This window comes from Desulforamulus hydrothermalis Lam5 = DSM 18033 (assembly GCF_000315365.1).
Lineage (GTDB): Bacteria > Bacillota > Desulfotomaculia > Desulfotomaculales > Desulfotomaculaceae > Desulfotomaculum > Desulfotomaculum hydrothermale.
Window position 1 is genome coordinate 120908 of record NZ_CAOS01000012.1, and the last position, 16266, is coordinate 137173.

Annotated in this window: 17 protein-coding genes and 1 pseudogene; 17 read left to right on the forward strand and 1 reads right to left on the reverse strand. The window is 47.5% G+C overall.

The window, feature by feature from the left end:
- Positions 1–92: 92 nt before the first annotated feature.
- From DESHY_RS09940 to DESHY_RS10020, 17 genes are all read left to right on the forward strand, one after another.
- Positions 93–1040 (forward strand): aldo/keto reductase, encoded by a 948-nt coding sequence (locus DESHY_RS09940; RefSeq protein ID WP_048818054.1) that lies wholly within the window; start codon positions 93–95, stop codon positions 1038–1040.
- 16 nt (positions 1041–1056) lie between these two features.
- Entirely contained in the window at positions 1057–1470 is a 414-nt protein-coding gene (ruvX, locus tag DESHY_RS09945; RefSeq protein WP_008412438.1) for a Holliday junction resolvase RuvX, read from the forward strand.
- Between the two features lie 108 nt (positions 1471–1578).
- Positions 1579–1845: a DUF1292 domain-containing protein gene (locus DESHY_RS09950; protein WP_048818055.1), complete on the forward strand. Its 267-nt coding sequence runs from the start codon at positions 1579–1581 to the stop codon at positions 1843–1845.
- A gap of 124 nt (positions 1846–1969) precedes the next feature.
- Positions 1970–3394 carry a VanW family protein gene (locus DESHY_RS09955; RefSeq protein WP_008412440.1) on the forward strand — a complete coding sequence of 475 codons (1425 nt, stop codon included), beginning with the start codon at positions 1970–1972 and terminating at the stop codon, positions 3392–3394.
- A 124-nt stretch (positions 3395–3518) separates the two neighbouring features.
- Positions 3519–4922, forward strand: coding sequence for a methyl-accepting chemotaxis protein (locus tag DESHY_RS09960; RefSeq protein WP_008412441.1), 1404 nt, complete (start codon positions 3519–3521; stop codon positions 4920–4922).
- Positions 4919–5089 (forward strand): hypothetical protein, encoded by a 171-nt coding sequence (locus tag DESHY_RS09965; protein WP_008412442.1) that lies wholly within the window; start codon positions 4919–4921, stop codon positions 5087–5089. The genes DESHY_RS09960 and DESHY_RS09965 overlap by 4 nt, the downstream gene beginning before the upstream one ends.
- Positions 5090–5107: 18 nt before the next feature.
- Complete coding sequence (locus DESHY_RS09970; RefSeq protein WP_008412443.1) at positions 5108–5365, forward strand: hypothetical protein; 258 nt, start codon at positions 5108–5110, stop codon at positions 5363–5365.
- A 110-nt stretch (positions 5366–5475) separates the two neighbouring features.
- A complete protein-coding gene (locus DESHY_RS09975) occupies positions 5476–6216 on the forward strand; it encodes a P-loop NTPase family protein (RefSeq protein ID WP_008412444.1) in 741 nt (246 codons plus the stop codon).
- A 163-nt stretch (positions 6217–6379) separates the two neighbouring features.
- Complete coding sequence (gene mltG, locus DESHY_RS09980) at positions 6380–7393, forward strand: endolytic transglycosylase MltG (protein ID WP_048818064.1); 1014 nt, start codon at positions 6380–6382, stop codon at positions 7391–7393.
- A 58-nt stretch (positions 7394–7451) separates the two neighbouring features.
- Positions 7452–8675, forward strand: a complete 1224-nt coding sequence (locus DESHY_RS09985; protein WP_048818056.1) for a peptidase U32 family protein — start codon at positions 7452–7454, stop codon at positions 8673–8675.
- A 66-nt stretch (positions 8676–8741) separates the two neighbouring features.
- Positions 8742–10442 carry a peptidoglycan D,D-transpeptidase FtsI family protein gene (locus tag DESHY_RS09990; RefSeq protein WP_008412449.1) on the forward strand — a complete coding sequence of 567 codons (1701 nt, stop codon included), beginning with the start codon at positions 8742–8744 and terminating at the stop codon, positions 10440–10442.
- 60 nt (positions 10443–10502) lie between these two features.
- Entirely contained in the window at positions 10503–11270 is a 768-nt protein-coding gene (locus DESHY_RS09995) for a helix-turn-helix domain-containing protein (protein ID WP_008412451.1), read from the forward strand.
- 130 nt (positions 11271–11400) lie between these two features.
- Entirely contained in the window at positions 11401–11718 is a 318-nt protein-coding gene (gene trxA / locus DESHY_RS10000; protein WP_008412453.1) for a thioredoxin, read from the forward strand.
- A gap of 292 nt (positions 11719–12010) precedes the next feature.
- On the forward strand, positions 12011–12811 hold the full coding sequence (gene lgt / locus DESHY_RS10005; protein ID WP_008412455.1) for a prolipoprotein diacylglyceryl transferase: 801 nt from the start codon (positions 12011–12013) through the stop codon (positions 12809–12811).
- Between the two features lie 113 nt (positions 12812–12924).
- The gene (locus DESHY_RS10010; RefSeq protein ID WP_008412457.1) at positions 12925–13185 is read left to right on the forward strand and encodes a DUF3243 domain-containing protein; all 261 of its coding nucleotides are present in this window, start codon (positions 12925–12927) and stop codon (positions 13183–13185) included.
- A 181-nt stretch (positions 13186–13366) separates the two neighbouring features.
- Positions 13367–14212, forward strand: coding sequence for a class II fructose-bisphosphate aldolase (locus DESHY_RS10015; protein WP_008412459.1), 846 nt, complete (start codon positions 13367–13369; stop codon positions 14210–14212).
- Between the two features lie 68 nt (positions 14213–14280).
- On the forward strand, positions 14281–14997 hold the full coding sequence (locus DESHY_RS10020; RefSeq protein WP_008412460.1) for a DeoR/GlpR family DNA-binding transcription regulator: 717 nt from the start codon (positions 14281–14283) through the stop codon (positions 14995–14997).
- Between the two features lie 98 nt (positions 14998–15095).
- Here the strand turns inward: DESHY_RS10020 and DESHY_RS10025 are convergent.
- Positions 15096–15368: pseudogene (locus DESHY_RS10025) on the reverse strand (ATP-binding protein); the annotation flags it as partial.
- Between the last annotated feature and the right edge of the window lie 898 nt (positions 15369–16266).

Sequence of the window (16266 nt, forward strand, 5' to 3'; positions counted from 1 at the left end):
GCCCGTACAGGTTGGCAGATTCACCATAAAGTAACTCAAGGCGCGACGGGAAACCGGTGACGGGCGCCTTTTTTGTTGTCGGGGGTGGTGCGGTGGACTATCGAATGCTTGGCAACACCGGGATTAAAGTATCACGTTTATGTTTTGGAGCTCTTACGATCGGCCCCTTGCAGGCCAATCTGCCCCTAAAGCAGGGGGCGGCGGTGATTGACCGGGCCATTGAACAGGGGGTCAATTTTATTGATACAGCTGAACTTTACCGCACCTACCCGTATATCCGCCAGGCCATTAAGGGAAGAAAAGATCAGGTGGTTATCTGCAGCAAGAGCTACGCTTATACCAGGGATGGCATGCAAAAAAGTTTGACAGACGCACTCAGGGGAATTGAGCGAGATTATATTGATATTTTTATGCTGCACGAACAGGAATCCCTGCTTACCGTTAAAGGACACCGGGAAGCGCTGGAAGTGCTGTTGGAAGCCAAAAACAAAGGGATTGTCAGGGCGGTGGGCCTTTCTACGCACCACGTGGCAGCAGTTTTGGCGGCAGCTGAGCTGCCGGAAATTGAAGTAATCCATCCCATTATCAATATGTCCGGGGTTGGCATTGCAGACGGCTCGGTGGATGATATGCTGTCAGCCGTCCGCCGGGCTTACCGGGCCGGCAAAGGCATTTACGGTATGAAGGCACTGGGTGGCGGCAATCTGCTGGCCAATGCGGCCGCAGCCCTGTCCTTTGTCCTGGAGATACCGGAACTGTCGGCTGTAGCTGTTGGCATGCAGAATTTTGCCGAGGTGGATTATAATGTGCGGTTTTTCAGTCAAAGTTATATACCTGAGGAGTTAAAGCAACAGGTGATACGCCAGCCCAGGCGGCTGCATTTTGAGGAGTGGTGCCAGGGCTGCGGGGCCTGTGTGGCTGTGTGCAGTGCCAAAGCCCTTTACTTGGCCGGCGAGCAAGCCAGGGTAAAAACAGACTTATGCCGCCTGTGCGGCTATTGCGGTGCTGCTTGTCCGATGTTTGCCATTAAAGTAATTTAGGACAGGAGTTAATAATATGAGAATTATGGGTTTGGATGTGGGAGAAAAAAATATCGGTGTAGCTTTAAGTGATCCTATGGGTTGGACGGCGCAGGGGTTGGAAGTTATCCGCCGGCAGCATAATGATAAGGATTTTGCCCGCCTGCAGGAGATTATCAAGGAGTACGGAGTGGAAAAAATACTGGTGGGGTTGCCCAAAAACATGAATGACACGCTGGGGCCCCAGGGGGAAAAGGTGCTGGCTTTTATTGAAGAGCTAAAGGCCAGAGTTGATTTGCCTATTCAAACCTGGGACGAACGGTTAAGCAGTGTTGCTGCCGAAAAGCTGTTGATTCAAGCGGATGTCAGCCGGAAAAAACGCAAACAAGTGATTGATAAACTGGCTGCGGCAGTAATACTGCAGTGTTACCTGGATGCGCGAGCCAAATAGCAAAAAAAATAAATTAACGGTAATAACCCGGCTTTAACCTGGATTTCCTTGACATTGCATGTTTTTTTGGTTACAATACAGACAATCTTTGGAAAAGAGGTGCACATGATGGCAGAACAAGATGAAGTAATCACTTTAATTGATGAGGACGGAGCGGAGCACGACTTCAATGTAATTGACGTTATTGAAGTGGACGGTTCCGAATATGCCATTTTACTTCCGGTAGAAGATAATTCCGATGAGGCTGTCATTCTTAAATTTGCCACTGACGAAGACGGTAATGAAATTCTGGTGGACATTGAAAGTGACGAAGAATGGGAAAAAGTGGCAGATGCCTGGGAGGAAATGGTCTTAGCTGAAGAAGGAGAAGAATAATTTAATTTAGTTTTCAGGCCGAACGGAAGAACCGTTCGGCTTTTGTTTGATTTCTGGAATAGCCAAGGCCTGCCCCTAGTAAGATATACCTAGATAATAAAGGTTGCTGAGAGGGGGCCTTGGGTTGGCTGAACAAATCCTGAAAAGGGTTGTACCGGTTGTCCTGCCGCTGCTGTTTTTAATCAGCCTGGCCGTATTCCTGGCTACACAGATGAGTTTTGCCCCGGCCGACAGGATTTTGCCGGGAGTTTATATGTTAAGTATAAATTTGTCCCTGCTGGATTACCCCCAGGCTGTGTCAGCTTTAAAAAAGCTGGAACAAGATATGCAAAAACCCCTTACCGTCAAATACCAGGGAAAATCCTGGCTGCTGCCCATGGATCGGGTGGGTTTGAAATTAAACTGTCAGCAGGAAGCCCGGCGGGCAATTAATATCGGCCGGAGCGGTCCTTTATGGCAGCGTTTTTGCGAGCGGCGCCAGGCTTACCGGGGGATACGTCTGGAGCCGGAGATTATTATTGACACCGGTCTGCTGCAACAGCAGGTCAGCCAAACGGCCAAGGATATTATCTTGCCGCCCAGAGATGCCGGCTTAATTATCAACAATGACGACACAGTGGAAATTTCTCCGGCGCAAAGCGGCCGGGAGATAGACATACAGCAGTTGCGGCAAGACATCCGTGAACGACTGCTGCAGCAGGATACTTCGCCGATTGAATTAAAGCCGGTGGAGATACCGCCTGCCCGGACTACAGAAGAAGTGCAAGCTATGGGAGTGGATACGCTCTTGGGAATGTTCTCGACACAATTCGACCCTAATAATGTCAATCGTGCTTATAACATCAGTGTAGCGGCCGCGGCTCTGGACGGCCTGAGTATCCGGCCCCAGGAAATTGTGTCCTTTAATGAGGTGGTGGGGCCCCGCAGTACGGAAGCAGGCTATAAAAACGCCCCCATTATCATTAATAACGAACTGGTGGACGGCTTGGGCGGCGGGGTGTGTCAGGTATCCTCCACTTTATATAATGCCGTTCTGCTGGCCAATCTGGAAGTAACCGAACGAGCCAATCATTCCCTGCCCGTTCCCTATGTGCCCATTGGCAGGGACGCCACGGTTGTTTTTGATGCTGTGGATTTAAAATTTAAAAACAACACTGATTACTGGCTGTACCTGCAGTCCTTTGTAACCGGCGGCAGGCTCACCGTTAAGATTTTTGGCAACCATCGGTTCAAAAGGGATGTGGTGATTCGCAGCTGGGTGGAAGAAACCTATCCGCCCCGGACGGTGGTAGAAAAAGACTACAGCCTGCGCTTGGGTGACCGGGTGGTTAAGCAAAAGGGGGCCCAGGGTTACCGGGCGGCTTCCGAAAGAATTGTCATGCAGGATGGCAAGGTTATTAAGGTAGAAAAACTTCCTTACAGCGTTTATAAGGCCCGCCATCAAATTATTTCCCAGGGCATGGCGCCGCCTGCTTCTTTGGTGAAAAACCCTGATCCGCCAGGGGAAGCAGTTGAGCAAGACCGGGGCAACCCGGATGTATTGCCCTGACAAAAGCGGCCGGCACAGGCCGCCCGTTTTTACGAGGAAATATCAGTAAAAAGATAAAAATAAAGGAATACTGACATTTATGCTGAATTATATATAAAATTACTCCACAGGCGGAGGTGGGCGCATGGGTTTCTTCAACAAATCAATAAAAATTCAACTGGGTGCTTTGGTGGTGGGGTCGCTGGTTTTGCTGTCGGCTGTTCTCATGTTGATTTCTTACGTGCATATGAAAGAGCAACTGACCAGGGCAGCTGAAAGCAAAGTAAAAAGCGACTTATTAACGGGCGAGGCGGTTATCAATGCCATGTACCCGGGGCCCTGGCAAATTAAAGACGGCAAGTTATATAAAGGTGATCTACTGATAAATGAAAACTACCGGCTGGTAGATTATATTGCCGGCTTAACCAATGATACCTGTACAATTTTTATGGGCGACACGCGGGTTGCCACAACTGTTTTAAAAGACGGCAAGCGGGCGGTAGGTACCCGGGTATCTGAAAACGTAAAAAAGGTTGTGTTGGATCAGGGTGAGATATATGTGGGGTCTGCCATTGTGGTAGACAAGCCCTACCAGACAGCCTATAAACCTATTAAAGACGAAACCGGTAAAAACATTGGCATTTTTTATGTAGGTGTTTCCCAGGCAGAATTTGACCAGGCATTAAAAAAGAAGTTTACTTATATGATCTTGCTTAGCTTGGCTGTGCTGTTGTGTGTGGCCCTGGCGCTAAGATTTATTACCGGCCGCATGATTCTCCGGCCGGTGGAAGAATTGCTAAAGGGAGTGCAATTGCTGCAAACCGGCAGCCTTAATCACCGTGTGGCAGTGACGGGCAATAACGAGCTGGCCAGGCTGGGCGAAGGTTTTAATCAGATGGCCCAAACCATGCACCGGCTGATTGACCAACTGACCCAATACAGCTCCACGCTGGCTTCCCAAAGCCAGGAAATGGCTGCCGCCGCCCAGCAGATCGGTGCCATGGTTGAGGAAATTACCAGCAACACCACCCAGGTGGCTGCCACTGCTGAGCAAGGTTCAGCCGCTGCCGGGATGGCTGTGGAACAGGTGGGACAAGTGGAAGATAATGCCCGGCTGGGCAACAATGCGGTGCGCCAGGCAGTGGATAAAATGGCTGTTATCCAGCAGTCGGTGCAAGGAACGGCGGACTCCATCGGGATATTAAACCAGCGCTGTCAAAGCATTGGACAAATTATAGAGGTAATTAAGAATATTGCTGAGCAAACTAACCTGTTGGCACTTAATGCTGCCATTGAGGCTGCCCGGGCTGGCGAGAGCGGCAGGGGATTTGCGGTGGTGGCTGAAGAGGTGCGCAAGCTGGCTGAACAATCAGCCAAGGCTGCTGAAGATATTACCAATCTTATTCAGCGGGTGCAGAGGCGGGCCACTGAAGCGGTGCAGGAGATGGGTGCCAGTGCCCGTGAGGTGAACGAAGGAGTGGAAATTGTTAATCAGGCCGGGACCGCCCTCACAGTTATCAGTGAACAGTTCGGAGATCGTCCCGCATGATTAAAGAGATTGCCAATGGCACTGATATTACATCGCAAAACACACAGCAGCTGGCGGCCAGCAGTGATCAAATTAATACTTCTGTCCAACACCTGGCTTCCTCCAGCCAGAATCTGGCTCAACTGGCCCAGGATATGCAGCAAACTGTAGCGACCTTTAAGTTATAATTATTGGAGAGTGAGTTAATGGACGGCCGGGATTTTCTGAAAAAGACCCTGCTGCAGGCGGAGTTAAACCGTGTACGGCACGGCAATCCGGCGGCGGACGCGGCCAGGCTGCCCTTAGACTGGGGCTTGATTGCCGGCGAACATTTTGGCCACCTGATGGCGGCTTTGCGGCGGCAAGACACGGATGCCATAGAAAAAGAACTCCTTCACGTATCTGCGGTCCTGCTGGAATTACATGATGCGTTAATAAGACAGAAAGCTGACCAAGCCGGGTAATGTTGCCCGGCTTTTTTTGTACGGAGAAATTTATTATTGAATGGCAAATTTACTGCCGCCCGGGCATATTTATTTACCTAAGGAAACTAGTGGTCAAGGAGGGGGCCCCATTGAAAAAAATAGTAGTCTGCGGGCGGAATGACGGCGGGAAATCCACTATCCTGGGGGAGTTATACAAGGGATTGAAAAACAGAAACTTTCAGCCCCTGGCCGTTGGCTCGGGTGTACAGGATGAAAAACCTTACCTTCATAAAGGCATAGATCCCAACTATTTAACTATTGCGGTACCCGAACCGGGAAGGGATATCGCATCTGATATTGACCGGGTGATCAGAAACGCTGTAAATCAAATTAAAGAAAAAAACAAGTTGATCGAGAGTGCCAAGCGGGCCTTAGAAGAATTAAACAAAGTGCGGTCTGTGTTGGAACTGGGCCATCTTTCTCAAAGGGACATTCCCCAAACCAGTACTTTGCCGGATGTTGTATTAATTGAGGCGGTGGGCATTAACGACGGCTATAAAGCGGCGGAATGCCGCAAGCTGGCGGATGTTTTGGTAACCGTTATTCCGGCTGGTTTAAAGGCGGAAATCATTATGGAGGCAGGCAATTTCCTGCTGGACGAAGCAGACATTCTGGTGGTTACCAAAGTGGATGAAACTCCCCGGGATATTACCTCCACCACGATAAAATTGTTGCAGCGGATTTACCGCAGCAAGCCCATTATCCCGGTGGTTGCAACCAAAGGGGTGCATATGAATTTGGTTTTAGACGAAGTTATCAAGGGGCTGGCAGAACCAATGATTTTATTTGAACCGATCCTGCCGGAAGAAACAACCGGCAGGGTGAACTGATGTTTTTAGCTGAAAAGGGTTCGTAAACCACCGATAATTGTTTATGGCACGCCGGAGCTCTCAGCGGAGAGCTTTTTCTTTCGCCTTGTAAAGCCCTTGCTTGTACCATTTAGCCGTTAGATGTTATAATTGGTTAAATTAAAAAAGGTTGTGTCGATTGGTTATGAAATGGCAAACAAGCAAAAGGGTGCTGGCAATAACCTTCCTTATATTAGCGGCCGGGCTGTTTTGGTATTTTGCTAATCTTTTGAGCCCGGTCAATCCGTCGGGTCAGGCGCCGGACGTGCTGGTTCATATTGCCCCAAGCAGCAGTACAGCACAAATTGCTAAAACGCTGCAACAACAGGGCATGATCAGAAGTGCTGCCGCCTTTCGCCTGTATGCCCGCTGCCAGGGTTTGGATAACCAGGTAAAGGCCGGATATTACATGCTTAATGCCTCTATGTCAACTGCGGAAATTTTGAACCTGCTGGTACAGGGGAAAACAGCCGGCAAAAGTTTTACCATTCCTGAGGGGTATACCTTAAAGCAGATAACCGAAAGATTGGCAGCAAAAGGCTTTATTCGAGAACAGCTGTTTAAAGACCTGCTTAAAAACGGACAGTTCAAGTATTCCTTTATTAAAGACTTACCGCCGGGTGAAAATCGCTTAGAGGGTTATTTGTTTCCGGAAACTTACACCATCCCCATTGACAGTGACGAAAAATACATTATAAATATCATGCTGGCCGGTATGGATCGGCAAATAAAAGAACTTAAGCTGGCAGACAAGGCTAAGGAACTTAACTTAACTTTACACCAGGCGGTTACCATAGCTTCTATGATTGAAAGGGAGGCCCGGGTAGAACGGGATCGCCCCTTGATTTCCAGTGTTATCCACAACCGGCTGAAGGCCGGGATGAAGCTGCAAATAGATGCCACCGTTGAGTATGCCTTGGGGGAACGGCGGGAGAAAATATATTATAAGGACTTAGAGGTGGCCTCGCCTTACAATACTTATCAACATTACGGGTTGCCGCCCGGTCCCATTGCTTCGCCCGGCAGGGCTTCTTTGCTGGCGGCGGTAAACCCTGCCCAAACCAATTACTTTTATTATGTGGCCAAGCCCGACGGCTCTCACGCTTTTGCCGTAACTTATGCCGAACACAATGCCAACAAAATAAAATACTTAAAATAAAACAAGACAGTCAATAGGAGATGTCAATTTGCTGCATCTCAAACGAGGTGACCCAACATTGAGCAGTTTGGAACTTTTGGCTCCGGCGGGAGATTTAGAAAAGTTAAAGGTGGCCGTCCTCTATGGGGCAGATGCGGTTTACCTGGGGGGACGGCAGTTTAGTTTGCGGGCGGGTGCTGCCAACTTTGATGACCGGGATATGCTGGAAGGCATTTCTTTTGCCCATCGGCACAAGGTTAAGGTTTATGTGGCTGTGAATATATATGCCCACAACGAGGATTTGGTCAACCTGCCCGCCTACTTAGATTTTATTGTCCGGGCCGGTGCAGACGGCGTAATAGTCAGCGACCCGGGAGTTATTGAGATGATTTTAAAGTTACAGCCCCGGTTGCCCATTCATCTAAGCACCCAAGCCAATACCACTAACTGGGCCAGTGCTGCCTTTTGGCAAAGGTTGGGCGTACAGAGAATTGTTCTGGCCAGAGAGTTGTCGCTGGAGGAAATCCGGACCATAAGTTCCCGAGTAGATGTCCAACTGGAAGCCTTTGTCCACGGAGCCATGTGCATGGCTTATTCGGGCCGTTGCCTGCTCAGCAACTTTATGACCGGCCGGGACGCTAACCGGGGCGATTGTGCCCAGTCTTGCCGCTGGCGTTATTACTTAGTAGAAGAAAAAAGACCGGGACAGTATTTTCCGGTGGAGGAAGATAACCGGGGTACTTACTTTATGAGCAGCAAAGATCTCTGCCTGTTGGAGTATCTTCCTCAGCTGGCACAGGCCGGGGTAACCAGTTTTAAAATTGAAGGCCGTATGAAGAGCATTCATTACCTGGCTACGGTTGTTAAAATTTATCGACAGGCTATAGACAGTTATTTGCAAGACCCCGCCGGTTACCAGGTGTTGCCGCAGTGGCTGGCAGAATTAACAAAGGTTAGTCACCGGGCCTATACAACCGGTTTTTTGCTGGGTGACCGTGGAGAAACGGCCACTGTGGCGGCAGCCTCCGGCAATTATTGCCGCCTGGCCACCTTTGTAGGGTTGGTGCATGGATATAACCCACAAACCGGCAGCATGATTGTTGAGCAGCGTAATAATTTTAAAGTGGGGGAAACACTGGAACTGTTGATGCCGCAGGGAGATAACCGCATCATCAAGGTGACTGCCATTTATGATCGAGAAACCGGCGCAGCAATGGAAGCAGCGCCTCATCCACAGCAAATGATTGAATTACCCTTTGACCAGCCTGTTCCGGCCATGTCTATGTTGCGGAGAATTGATTAATAGCATAAATATGTCAATCTTTGGCGAAAATATAATATAAATTTTTTCGTCAAGGAATGTTAGCTAGTGAATATTTTTCAGCAAAAAAGATTGGTATTAACTTTTTATGTAATCTTTTTACTTTTTGTACCTTTAGTAATTCATTTGTTTTTTATTCAGGTATTACAGGGCAGTGAGTACAAACAAAAGGCCCTGGAGCAGCGCACCCTAAAAGTGGCCTTGGAGGATATTCCCCGGGGCGGCATCTTTGACCGTTGGGGCGAAAAAACTTTAACCTTGGGCAGACGGGAGTTGCGGGTGGTAGTTTTTCCTGAGATTATACCGGACAAAGAAGAAGCCGTAAGAAGGTTGAGCCCTATTCTGGGTTGCAGTCCTGCTGAGTTAGCCAAGTATGTTACAGGGCGACCGGGTTATTTACCTTTTAAATTGGATTCCCGGCAGCTTAGACAAATAAAAGAATTAGAAATTACCGGCATTAAAGTGGAAGAGATTTATTTTCGCTACGGGTCGGCTCCGCTGGCGGCCCATGTGGTGGGCCATCTGGGACCGATTACAGACAATGATCAGCTGGCCAAGCTGAATAATCTGAGTGAAAAGAAATATCAGTTGACCGACTTAGTCGGTAAGAGCGGCCTGGAGTATTTTTATGAAAGCCGGTTGAAAGCAGGGGAGTCCCGGCAGGTGATGCGGGCGTATGTTGATGTCTACCGCCGTTTGCTGGCGGGTCTGGGTATTAAAAAAGAAAGTCAGGCGGTAACCGGCCGGCAGGATGTAATAACAACCATTGATTGGGAGATCCAAAAAACCGTAGAGAAGGTGATGGATCAGAAGGTGCAGAAGGGGGCGGTGGTGGTTATGGACGCCAGGAACGGTGATTTGCTGGCCATGGCCAGCCGCCCCAACTTTCATCCTGCCAATATCACCCAGGCGCTGGCCGGCCCGCAAGATGCTTTGCTAGACCACTGCACTTCTTTGTACCAGCCGGGCTCTGTCTTTAAAGTTGTGGTGGCGGCAGCCGCCCTGGAAGAAGGGCTGGTAAAAGCTTCGGATACTTTTGTTTGCTTAGGCGAATCGGAACATTTAATTAGCTGCTGGCATAAACCAGGGCATGGGCCCATTACCTTTGAGGAAGCCTTTGCTCAGTCGTGCAATCCTGTATTTGCGGAATTGGCAATAAAGTTGGGGCCGGCCAAAATTATTGCCTACGCCCGAGCTTTTGGTTTGGAGGAACAAACCATTATCGGTTATCCTGTACCGAGGGATAACAGGCAGAATTTACATTTAATCGGTGAGCCTTATAATTTGGTTAACAGCAGCATCGGCCAGGGTCCGGTGCTGGCCAGTCCGGTGCAGCTTACAGCGATGATGAATACTGTTGTCAACAACGGGGTCTACATCCGGCCACGGCTGGTTAAAGGGTTGCGGGATGAAGGAGGCCGGTTTGTCAGTTATTTTCCTATGGGCCGCAGTCATAAAGTGATTTCAAGTGAAACCGCCAGGGAATTAAAAAGACTGCTGAGCCTGGTGACAAGCCGGGGGGTGGGCAGGGAAGCCATGCTGCCGTATTACGGGGCGGCCGGCAAGACCGGTTCGGCAGAGCTGCCGGGAGGAACAACCAAGGTAAATGCCTGGTTTTGCGGGTATGCTCCCCTGGACAAACCCCAGTATATTGTTACCGTTCTGGTGGAAGAGGGTATCAGCGGCGGGGTTACGGCAGCGCCTGTATTTCGGGAGATTATGGAAGGTATTATATTGCCGACGCGTTGACGGTAGTTTAAAATTATCGTAGAATGTTAGTATATTTTGTTTGGTATGGGGGATAATGTCATGATAGTGCGGGGGGATCAAATTCGAGCTTTAAGAGAGGAAAGGGGTTATACATTACAAGACCTGGCACGTCGGGCAAAACTTTCCTTATCTTATTTGAGCGAAATAGAGAGGGGGTCTAAAAGGCCCTCATTAAAAACCATTGAAAAATTGGCCGCAGCCCTGAACGTTTCTAAGACACAGTTGGTGGAAGGGGAAATAACCGATACCGGACTTGGCCTCGGCGAAAAAATCAGGATTATTCGCAACGAGAGAGGGATGTCTTTACAAGAGCTGGCGGACAAAATAGGAATATCCCTCTCCTATCTGAGCGAAATTGAAAGAGGTACTGTTTATCCCGCACTGAACACCCTCAAGCGGATTGCCGAGGGGTTGGGTGTTCCTGCCACCGCATTAATGGGCCACGAGGGTTCGTTGGGTTATAAATTAAAACACCTAAGAGAAGAATATGGTTTGACCCAGGCCCAGCTGGCCAACCTGGCGGGTGTCACGGCAGGTCTGATTGGGCAGATTGAGCAGGGGAAGGTACAACCCTCCTTAAAAACCTTAGAGAAGTTATCTGAAGTTATGGGTGTTTCGCCATGCTATTTTATAATGGAACCCGGCGCTGTGGATCAGATGGTCAGCTTGATGAATCCGGAATTGCGGGAATTGTTGATACACCCTAATGTCCAGGCTGTGTTGGGTTTAGTGTGTAATTTAAATGAAAAAGAACTGCAGTTTATTTTAAATTTTATTCAGTTGTTTAAACGCTCAGAGTTAAATTAAATTGTTGTCAGGGATAACTTTGCAAAATATATTGCTGGCGAATCAATATTATAGTAATATAGGTGTAAGCCTATAGATTATTTATTAGCATTTAGCGTATATAATACTTTACTTTAAGGAGGCGTTTTTCATGGCAATGGAATTTAATGCCGCAAATTTTGAAACAGAAGTACTTAAATCAGAGGTACCTGTGCTGGTTGATTTTTGGGCTGCCTGGTGTGGTCCCTGCCGTGCCATTGCACCGATTATTGATCAGCTGTCTGCCGAATTTGCCGGTAAAGTTAAAATCGGTAAAGTAAATGTGGATGAAAACAGAGACTTAGCCCAGCAATTTGGGGTTATGAGCATTCCTACCCTGATTTTCTTTAAAGGCGGCCAGAAGGTTGATCAGGTGATTGGTTTTACCAGCAAGGCAGACCTGGAAAAGAAATTAAACGCCCTTTTATAATCTGTAACTTGTGCTTAGCTTAGGAATACTTTATCCTCCGTTTAAACGGAGGATTTACATTTTTGCAGGGTAATTAAATAAATGAAGCTGATGCAGGCTCAGATAAAGGTTATATGAGCTGGCGACAATTGTGTGCAATACCCTGAATCATACAAAACATAGTTGCTTTTATTTGTTTACATAAAACAAATTATTTGTTTGGTTGGTCTGGTTCTGAAAAGATAATAATCAGCATAAGCAGCGGAGAACAATTATTAAGGGTTATTTACCATATACAAAGGAGTGAAGCTGCATGCACCAGGTATTATTTTATATAGGCGACTTTCCGGTGCGTTCCTTTGGGGTCATGCTTTCCCTAGGTATATTGGCCGGTTTGCTGGTATCTTACTATGTGGCCAAGGGACAGGGACGATTTCAGGAAGAAGTTTTGGATCTGGCTTTTTATGCCATTCTGGGCGGCTTGATAGGCGCCCGTATTTGGGAGGTCATGTTTAGCTGGGATTATTATGGCAGCCATTTATGGCAGATCCCGGCCATATGGAACGGGGGCATTTCTGTCCAGGGTTCGGTGTTGGGCGGTTTATTGGCCGTAATTTGGTACTGTAGAAAAAATAAAACAGACATCTGGCCCATGCTTGATACCCTGGCGCCCGGCGTGCTGGTGGGACAAGCCATCGGTCGCCTGGGATGTTTTTTAAACGGTTGCTGTTACGGTATTCCCCATCAACACTTGGGAGTTGTTTATCCTGCCGGTACAGATGCCTATTACGCCTTTGGCGCGCAGCCTCTTTTTCCGGCCGTATTATTTGAAGCTGCCTGGGATGTCCTTGTTTTATTCCTATTGCTTTTTATTTATAAAAGAAAGCCCTTTGACGGGTTTATTGCCCTCAGTTACTTTCTGTTTTACTCCGTGGGCAGATTTGTGCTGGAGTTTTGGCGTGGCGACAGCTTACGTACTTTTATGAATTTTAAAGCAGCCCAGGTTTCTTCGGCAGCAACCGTAATCATTGCCCTGGCCTTGATGTTTTATCTGAGCAATCGCCAACGCCGTACAGTTCAAAAGAACCGCCAAAAACTTAACATAAAAGATTAATGACTCCCTTTCCTATGCAAACTTTGTTAGCCTCTGCTTTTTATAAATTTTTCTATAAGCTAAGAAGAATCTCATTTTAGCAATAAGGGAAAAATACAAACGGAGGTGAGGCCATGGAAATAGGCAACAGGTGGCACAAATGGAAAGAAATTCTTGGCGGTGCGGTAGGCCTGGGAGAAAGAATTGGCATGGACGATGAGACCATAAATAATATTGCTTACAGATTAGGCAACTTTTTTGCAAACAATTTTGACCCCGCCAATGAGGAACAAAGGTTGATGAAAGAATTGTGGGACGAAGGCAGCGAGGAAGAAAGAAAAACCCTGGCTGCTCTGATGGCTCGCGTTTCGCACAAGGCAAGCATCCGTCACTGAATAAGAATTCTTGTAATTTATAGATTAAGGTTAAAAACATCAGCTTTGTCTACAGTCTGAAAGGAGCCTACGGCTCCTTTTTTGTGCAAAACAATCATAATCAAACAAAAACATGTTTTCTTTTTGCGAGCTTTTTTGTATAATTGGAACAGGCATAAATATGTAAAGGTAGTGAATTTCAGTGGCACTGGTAAACTTGAGCACAGTTTTGCAGCAAGCCGTACAGCATGGCTGTGCCGTAGGCTGTTTCAATATGGTAGACATAAACTCGCTGGAGGCTATTATTAACGGTGCTGTTAAGCTAAATTCGCCGGTAATTGTGTCTGTGGCAGAAATTCATTTTCCCTATGTGGATATTGAAAGATATGCTTCTGTCATTTGTCATATAGCTAATCAAGCAAGTGTGCCGGTGGTTTTGCATTTAGACCACGGTCAGACGTTAGAAGCCATTATGAAAGCCATCAGACATGGTTTTACGTCTGTCATGTTTGACGGCTCCCGCTTACCGCTGGCAGAAAATACAGCCAGAACTGCTGAGATTGTTCGTTTTGCACATGCTGCCGGGGTTTCTGTGGAAGCTGAATTGGGGCATGTGGGCGGGGCGGAAGGTCTCTTGACAGACAATGCCTGCCATACAGACTTTTTTACGGATCCTGTGCAAGCTGCTACGTTTGTTAAAAGTACGGGAGTTGATGCGTTGGCTGTTGCTGTGGGTTCAGCCCACGGGGTGTATAAGCAAAAACCGCAGTTGGATTTTCAACGGTTGGTTAAAATTAAAGAACTCACCCAGCTGCCTCTGGTGTTGCACGGTGGTTCGGGCCTTGGCGATGAGGATTTTCGCCGTTCCATAGAATGCGGCATTCATAAAATTAACGTTTATACCGATTTGTCTGTGCAGGCCAATAAAGCAATCAAGGAAGCCCTTAATAAAAATCCCGGCTTGCCTTATCCCGAGATAAAAGCGGTGGCCAGACAAGCTATGGAAAAAGTTGTTATAGAAAAAATTAAAGTTTTTAATTCTGTTTAACCAATGTTACTTCACAGAAACAAACAGAATATAACATTGTTTGTTCTGTTTTGACAGGGAGTGATAATATGCTTTCCATTGATCGGCAAACAAAAATTATTCAACTGCTCAAGCAGAACAACAGTGTCAAGGTTTCCGAACTTAAAAAAATGTTTGGCGTGTCAGAAATGACTATTCGCAGGGATTTGGAAAGATTGGAGAAACACGGTGTATTAATACGCAGCCACGGGGGGGCTACCCTGAATCCCAAAAATAATGTGGACATAACATTTCAAAAAAGAAACCAGCGGTTTGTTATGGAGAAAGAAGCTATCGCGAAAGCTGCGGCTGCTTTGGTAAACGACGGAGAATCTATCGTGCTTGATGCGGGAACCACCACTACGGCTATGACAAAATACCTGCAAGAGAAAAAAGATTTGGTGGTATTGACCAATTCTTTAACAGTAGCCAATGAATTAACGCATGTACAAGGGATAACATTAATCTTAACAGGCGGTAATGTCAGAGAGGTAACTCTTTCGTTGGTCGGGTCTTTAGCTAAAGATAATTTGCATAGGTTTAATGTAGATAAAGCTTTTATTGGTACCAGCGGGCTTTGCCCGGTACAAGGTTTAACAAATCAAAACATGTATGAATCTGAAGTTAAGAAAACCATGATTGATATTGCCAGGGAAACGATAGTTTTGGCAGACCACAGCAAATTCCACCGGGTTTCCTTTAGTTGTTTCAGTCCCTTATCAGCGGTGCACAAGATTATTACCGATGATCCCCCCTCTTCTGACTAGTCGACGCGTGGCCAGATCATGTAAAGCCACCCGGTGATCCTTTATTTTGTGACTAGTCGACGCGTGTCCAATTGACCCACCCGGCGATTTTTTGTTGGTTAGGTGGTAGAGGGGGAGCCGTAGGCTCCTGTCCTCATCTTCTCACGAAGTCGGTAACTATTCCCCCTAATATTGACGATGTGGGAATGGTGTAAGAGCCGATCCAGGATAGCCGTAGCAAGTATCGGATCGCCCATCAGTTCCCCCCATTCACCGAAACTCTTGTTGCTGGTCAACACAATACTCCCTCTCTCGTATCTTGCACTTACTACCTGGAAAAAGAGGTTAGCTGCCAAACTGTTCAAAGGCAAGTAACCAATTTCGTCAATGATCCCGCGCTCCGTGACTAGTCGACTCGTGTCCAGATTNCCCGAACAGACGCCCGTGATCGTGTTTGCGCCACTTAGGAATCCTTTATGTGCTGCCAGTCTTTCTTGCGTTTCNTATACGCTGTGAGACATTTTCCCCCCCAGCATTGACCTAAGGCGTCTCACTCTGTGTAGTTTTTACCCGACGCCCCCATTTTTTCCTCCCAATTTATCTCACTATCACTGAGCGGGTGGCCCGGTTTACTAGATGTCCCACCGGTGTGGCCCTATTCCCGAATGGGAGGTCTTCGAGTTATCCCAGACNTTTTGGATCTTGGGTCTGAGTGGGGGCCTCTCGCCCTTCCCCCGGGTTTTCTTTTTCTTCTCACTCCCGCTGTCGGGAGTTTTTCCTCAGGAACTATTTGAACCCGGATTTAAAAAATAACTTGTCGAGGTGTGTAATTTTATATTACCGACTAAACCCCGCCCGGAAATATTCCGGGTTCAGNTGTATATACCCTCTTGCCCAACCCTTTTCATTAAAGCCCCCCCCCTTTCCATGGGCCCGGCCCCCCCCTTTCTACAGGAGCTTTATTTCCTCCCCCGCCCTCTATCNAACATTTTCCAGAAATTTTATCCACCTCCCCCTTTCCCCCGCAGGGGTGAGAGATCTTCTTCTGNTAAATTNNGNGCATGAGCTGTCGCGCACTAACCCCGATTTTTTCCGATACCCCTCTTCCGCTCCCTCCACACCTNTTTATCCCCCCCCGNGTGGGGGAGGGTGGNCGCGGCCCAAATTGTATTTTTGTNGGCTTATTTGTTGTTTCTACGTTAATANTTCCCCTCTATGTTTTTATTTATAGTATAATCAAATATCGCTCTCTCCGTCCACTCGACAGANTNTGCNNAATCTCNTTTTCTT

What these genes read in the sequence shown, in the direction of transcription:
- ruvX (WP_008412438.1), top strand. Translation starts at nt 1,057, where the DNA reads ATGAGAATTATGGGTTTGGATGTGGGAGAAAAAAATATCGGTGTAGCT.
- DESHY_RS09950 (WP_048818055.1), top strand. Translation starts at nt 1,579, where the DNA reads ATGGCAGAACAAGATGAAGTAATCACTTTAATTGATGAGGACGGAGCG.
- DESHY_RS09960 (WP_008412441.1), top strand. Translation starts at nt 3,519, where the DNA reads ATGGGTTTCTTCAACAAATCAATAAAAATTCAACTGGGTGCTTTGGTG.
- DESHY_RS09965 (WP_008412442.1), top strand. Translation starts at nt 4,919, where the DNA reads ATGATTAAAGAGATTGCCAATGGCACTGATATTACATCGCAAAACACA.
- DESHY_RS09970 (WP_008412443.1), top strand. Translation starts at nt 5,108, where the DNA reads ATGGACGGCCGGGATTTTCTGAAAAAGACCCTGCTGCAGGCGGAGTTA.
- mltG (WP_048818064.1), top strand. Translation starts at nt 6,380, where the DNA reads ATGAAATGGCAAACAAGCAAAAGGGTGCTGGCAATAACCTTCCTTATA.
- DESHY_RS09995 (WP_008412451.1), top strand. Translation starts at nt 10,503, where the DNA reads ATGATAGTGCGGGGGGATCAAATTCGAGCTTTAAGAGAGGAAAGGGGT.
- trxA (WP_008412453.1), top strand. Translation starts at nt 11,401, where the DNA reads ATGGCAATGGAATTTAATGCCGCAAATTTTGAAACAGAAGTACTTAAA.
- lgt (WP_008412455.1), top strand. Translation starts at nt 12,011, where the DNA reads ATGCACCAGGTATTATTTTATATAGGCGACTTTCCGGTGCGTTCCTTT.
- DESHY_RS10010 (WP_008412457.1), top strand. Translation starts at nt 12,925, where the DNA reads ATGGAAATAGGCAACAGGTGGCACAAATGGAAAGAAATTCTTGGCGGT.
- DESHY_RS10020 (WP_008412460.1), top strand. Translation starts at nt 14,281, where the DNA reads ATGCTTTCCATTGATCGGCAAACAAAAATTATTCAACTGCTCAAGCAG.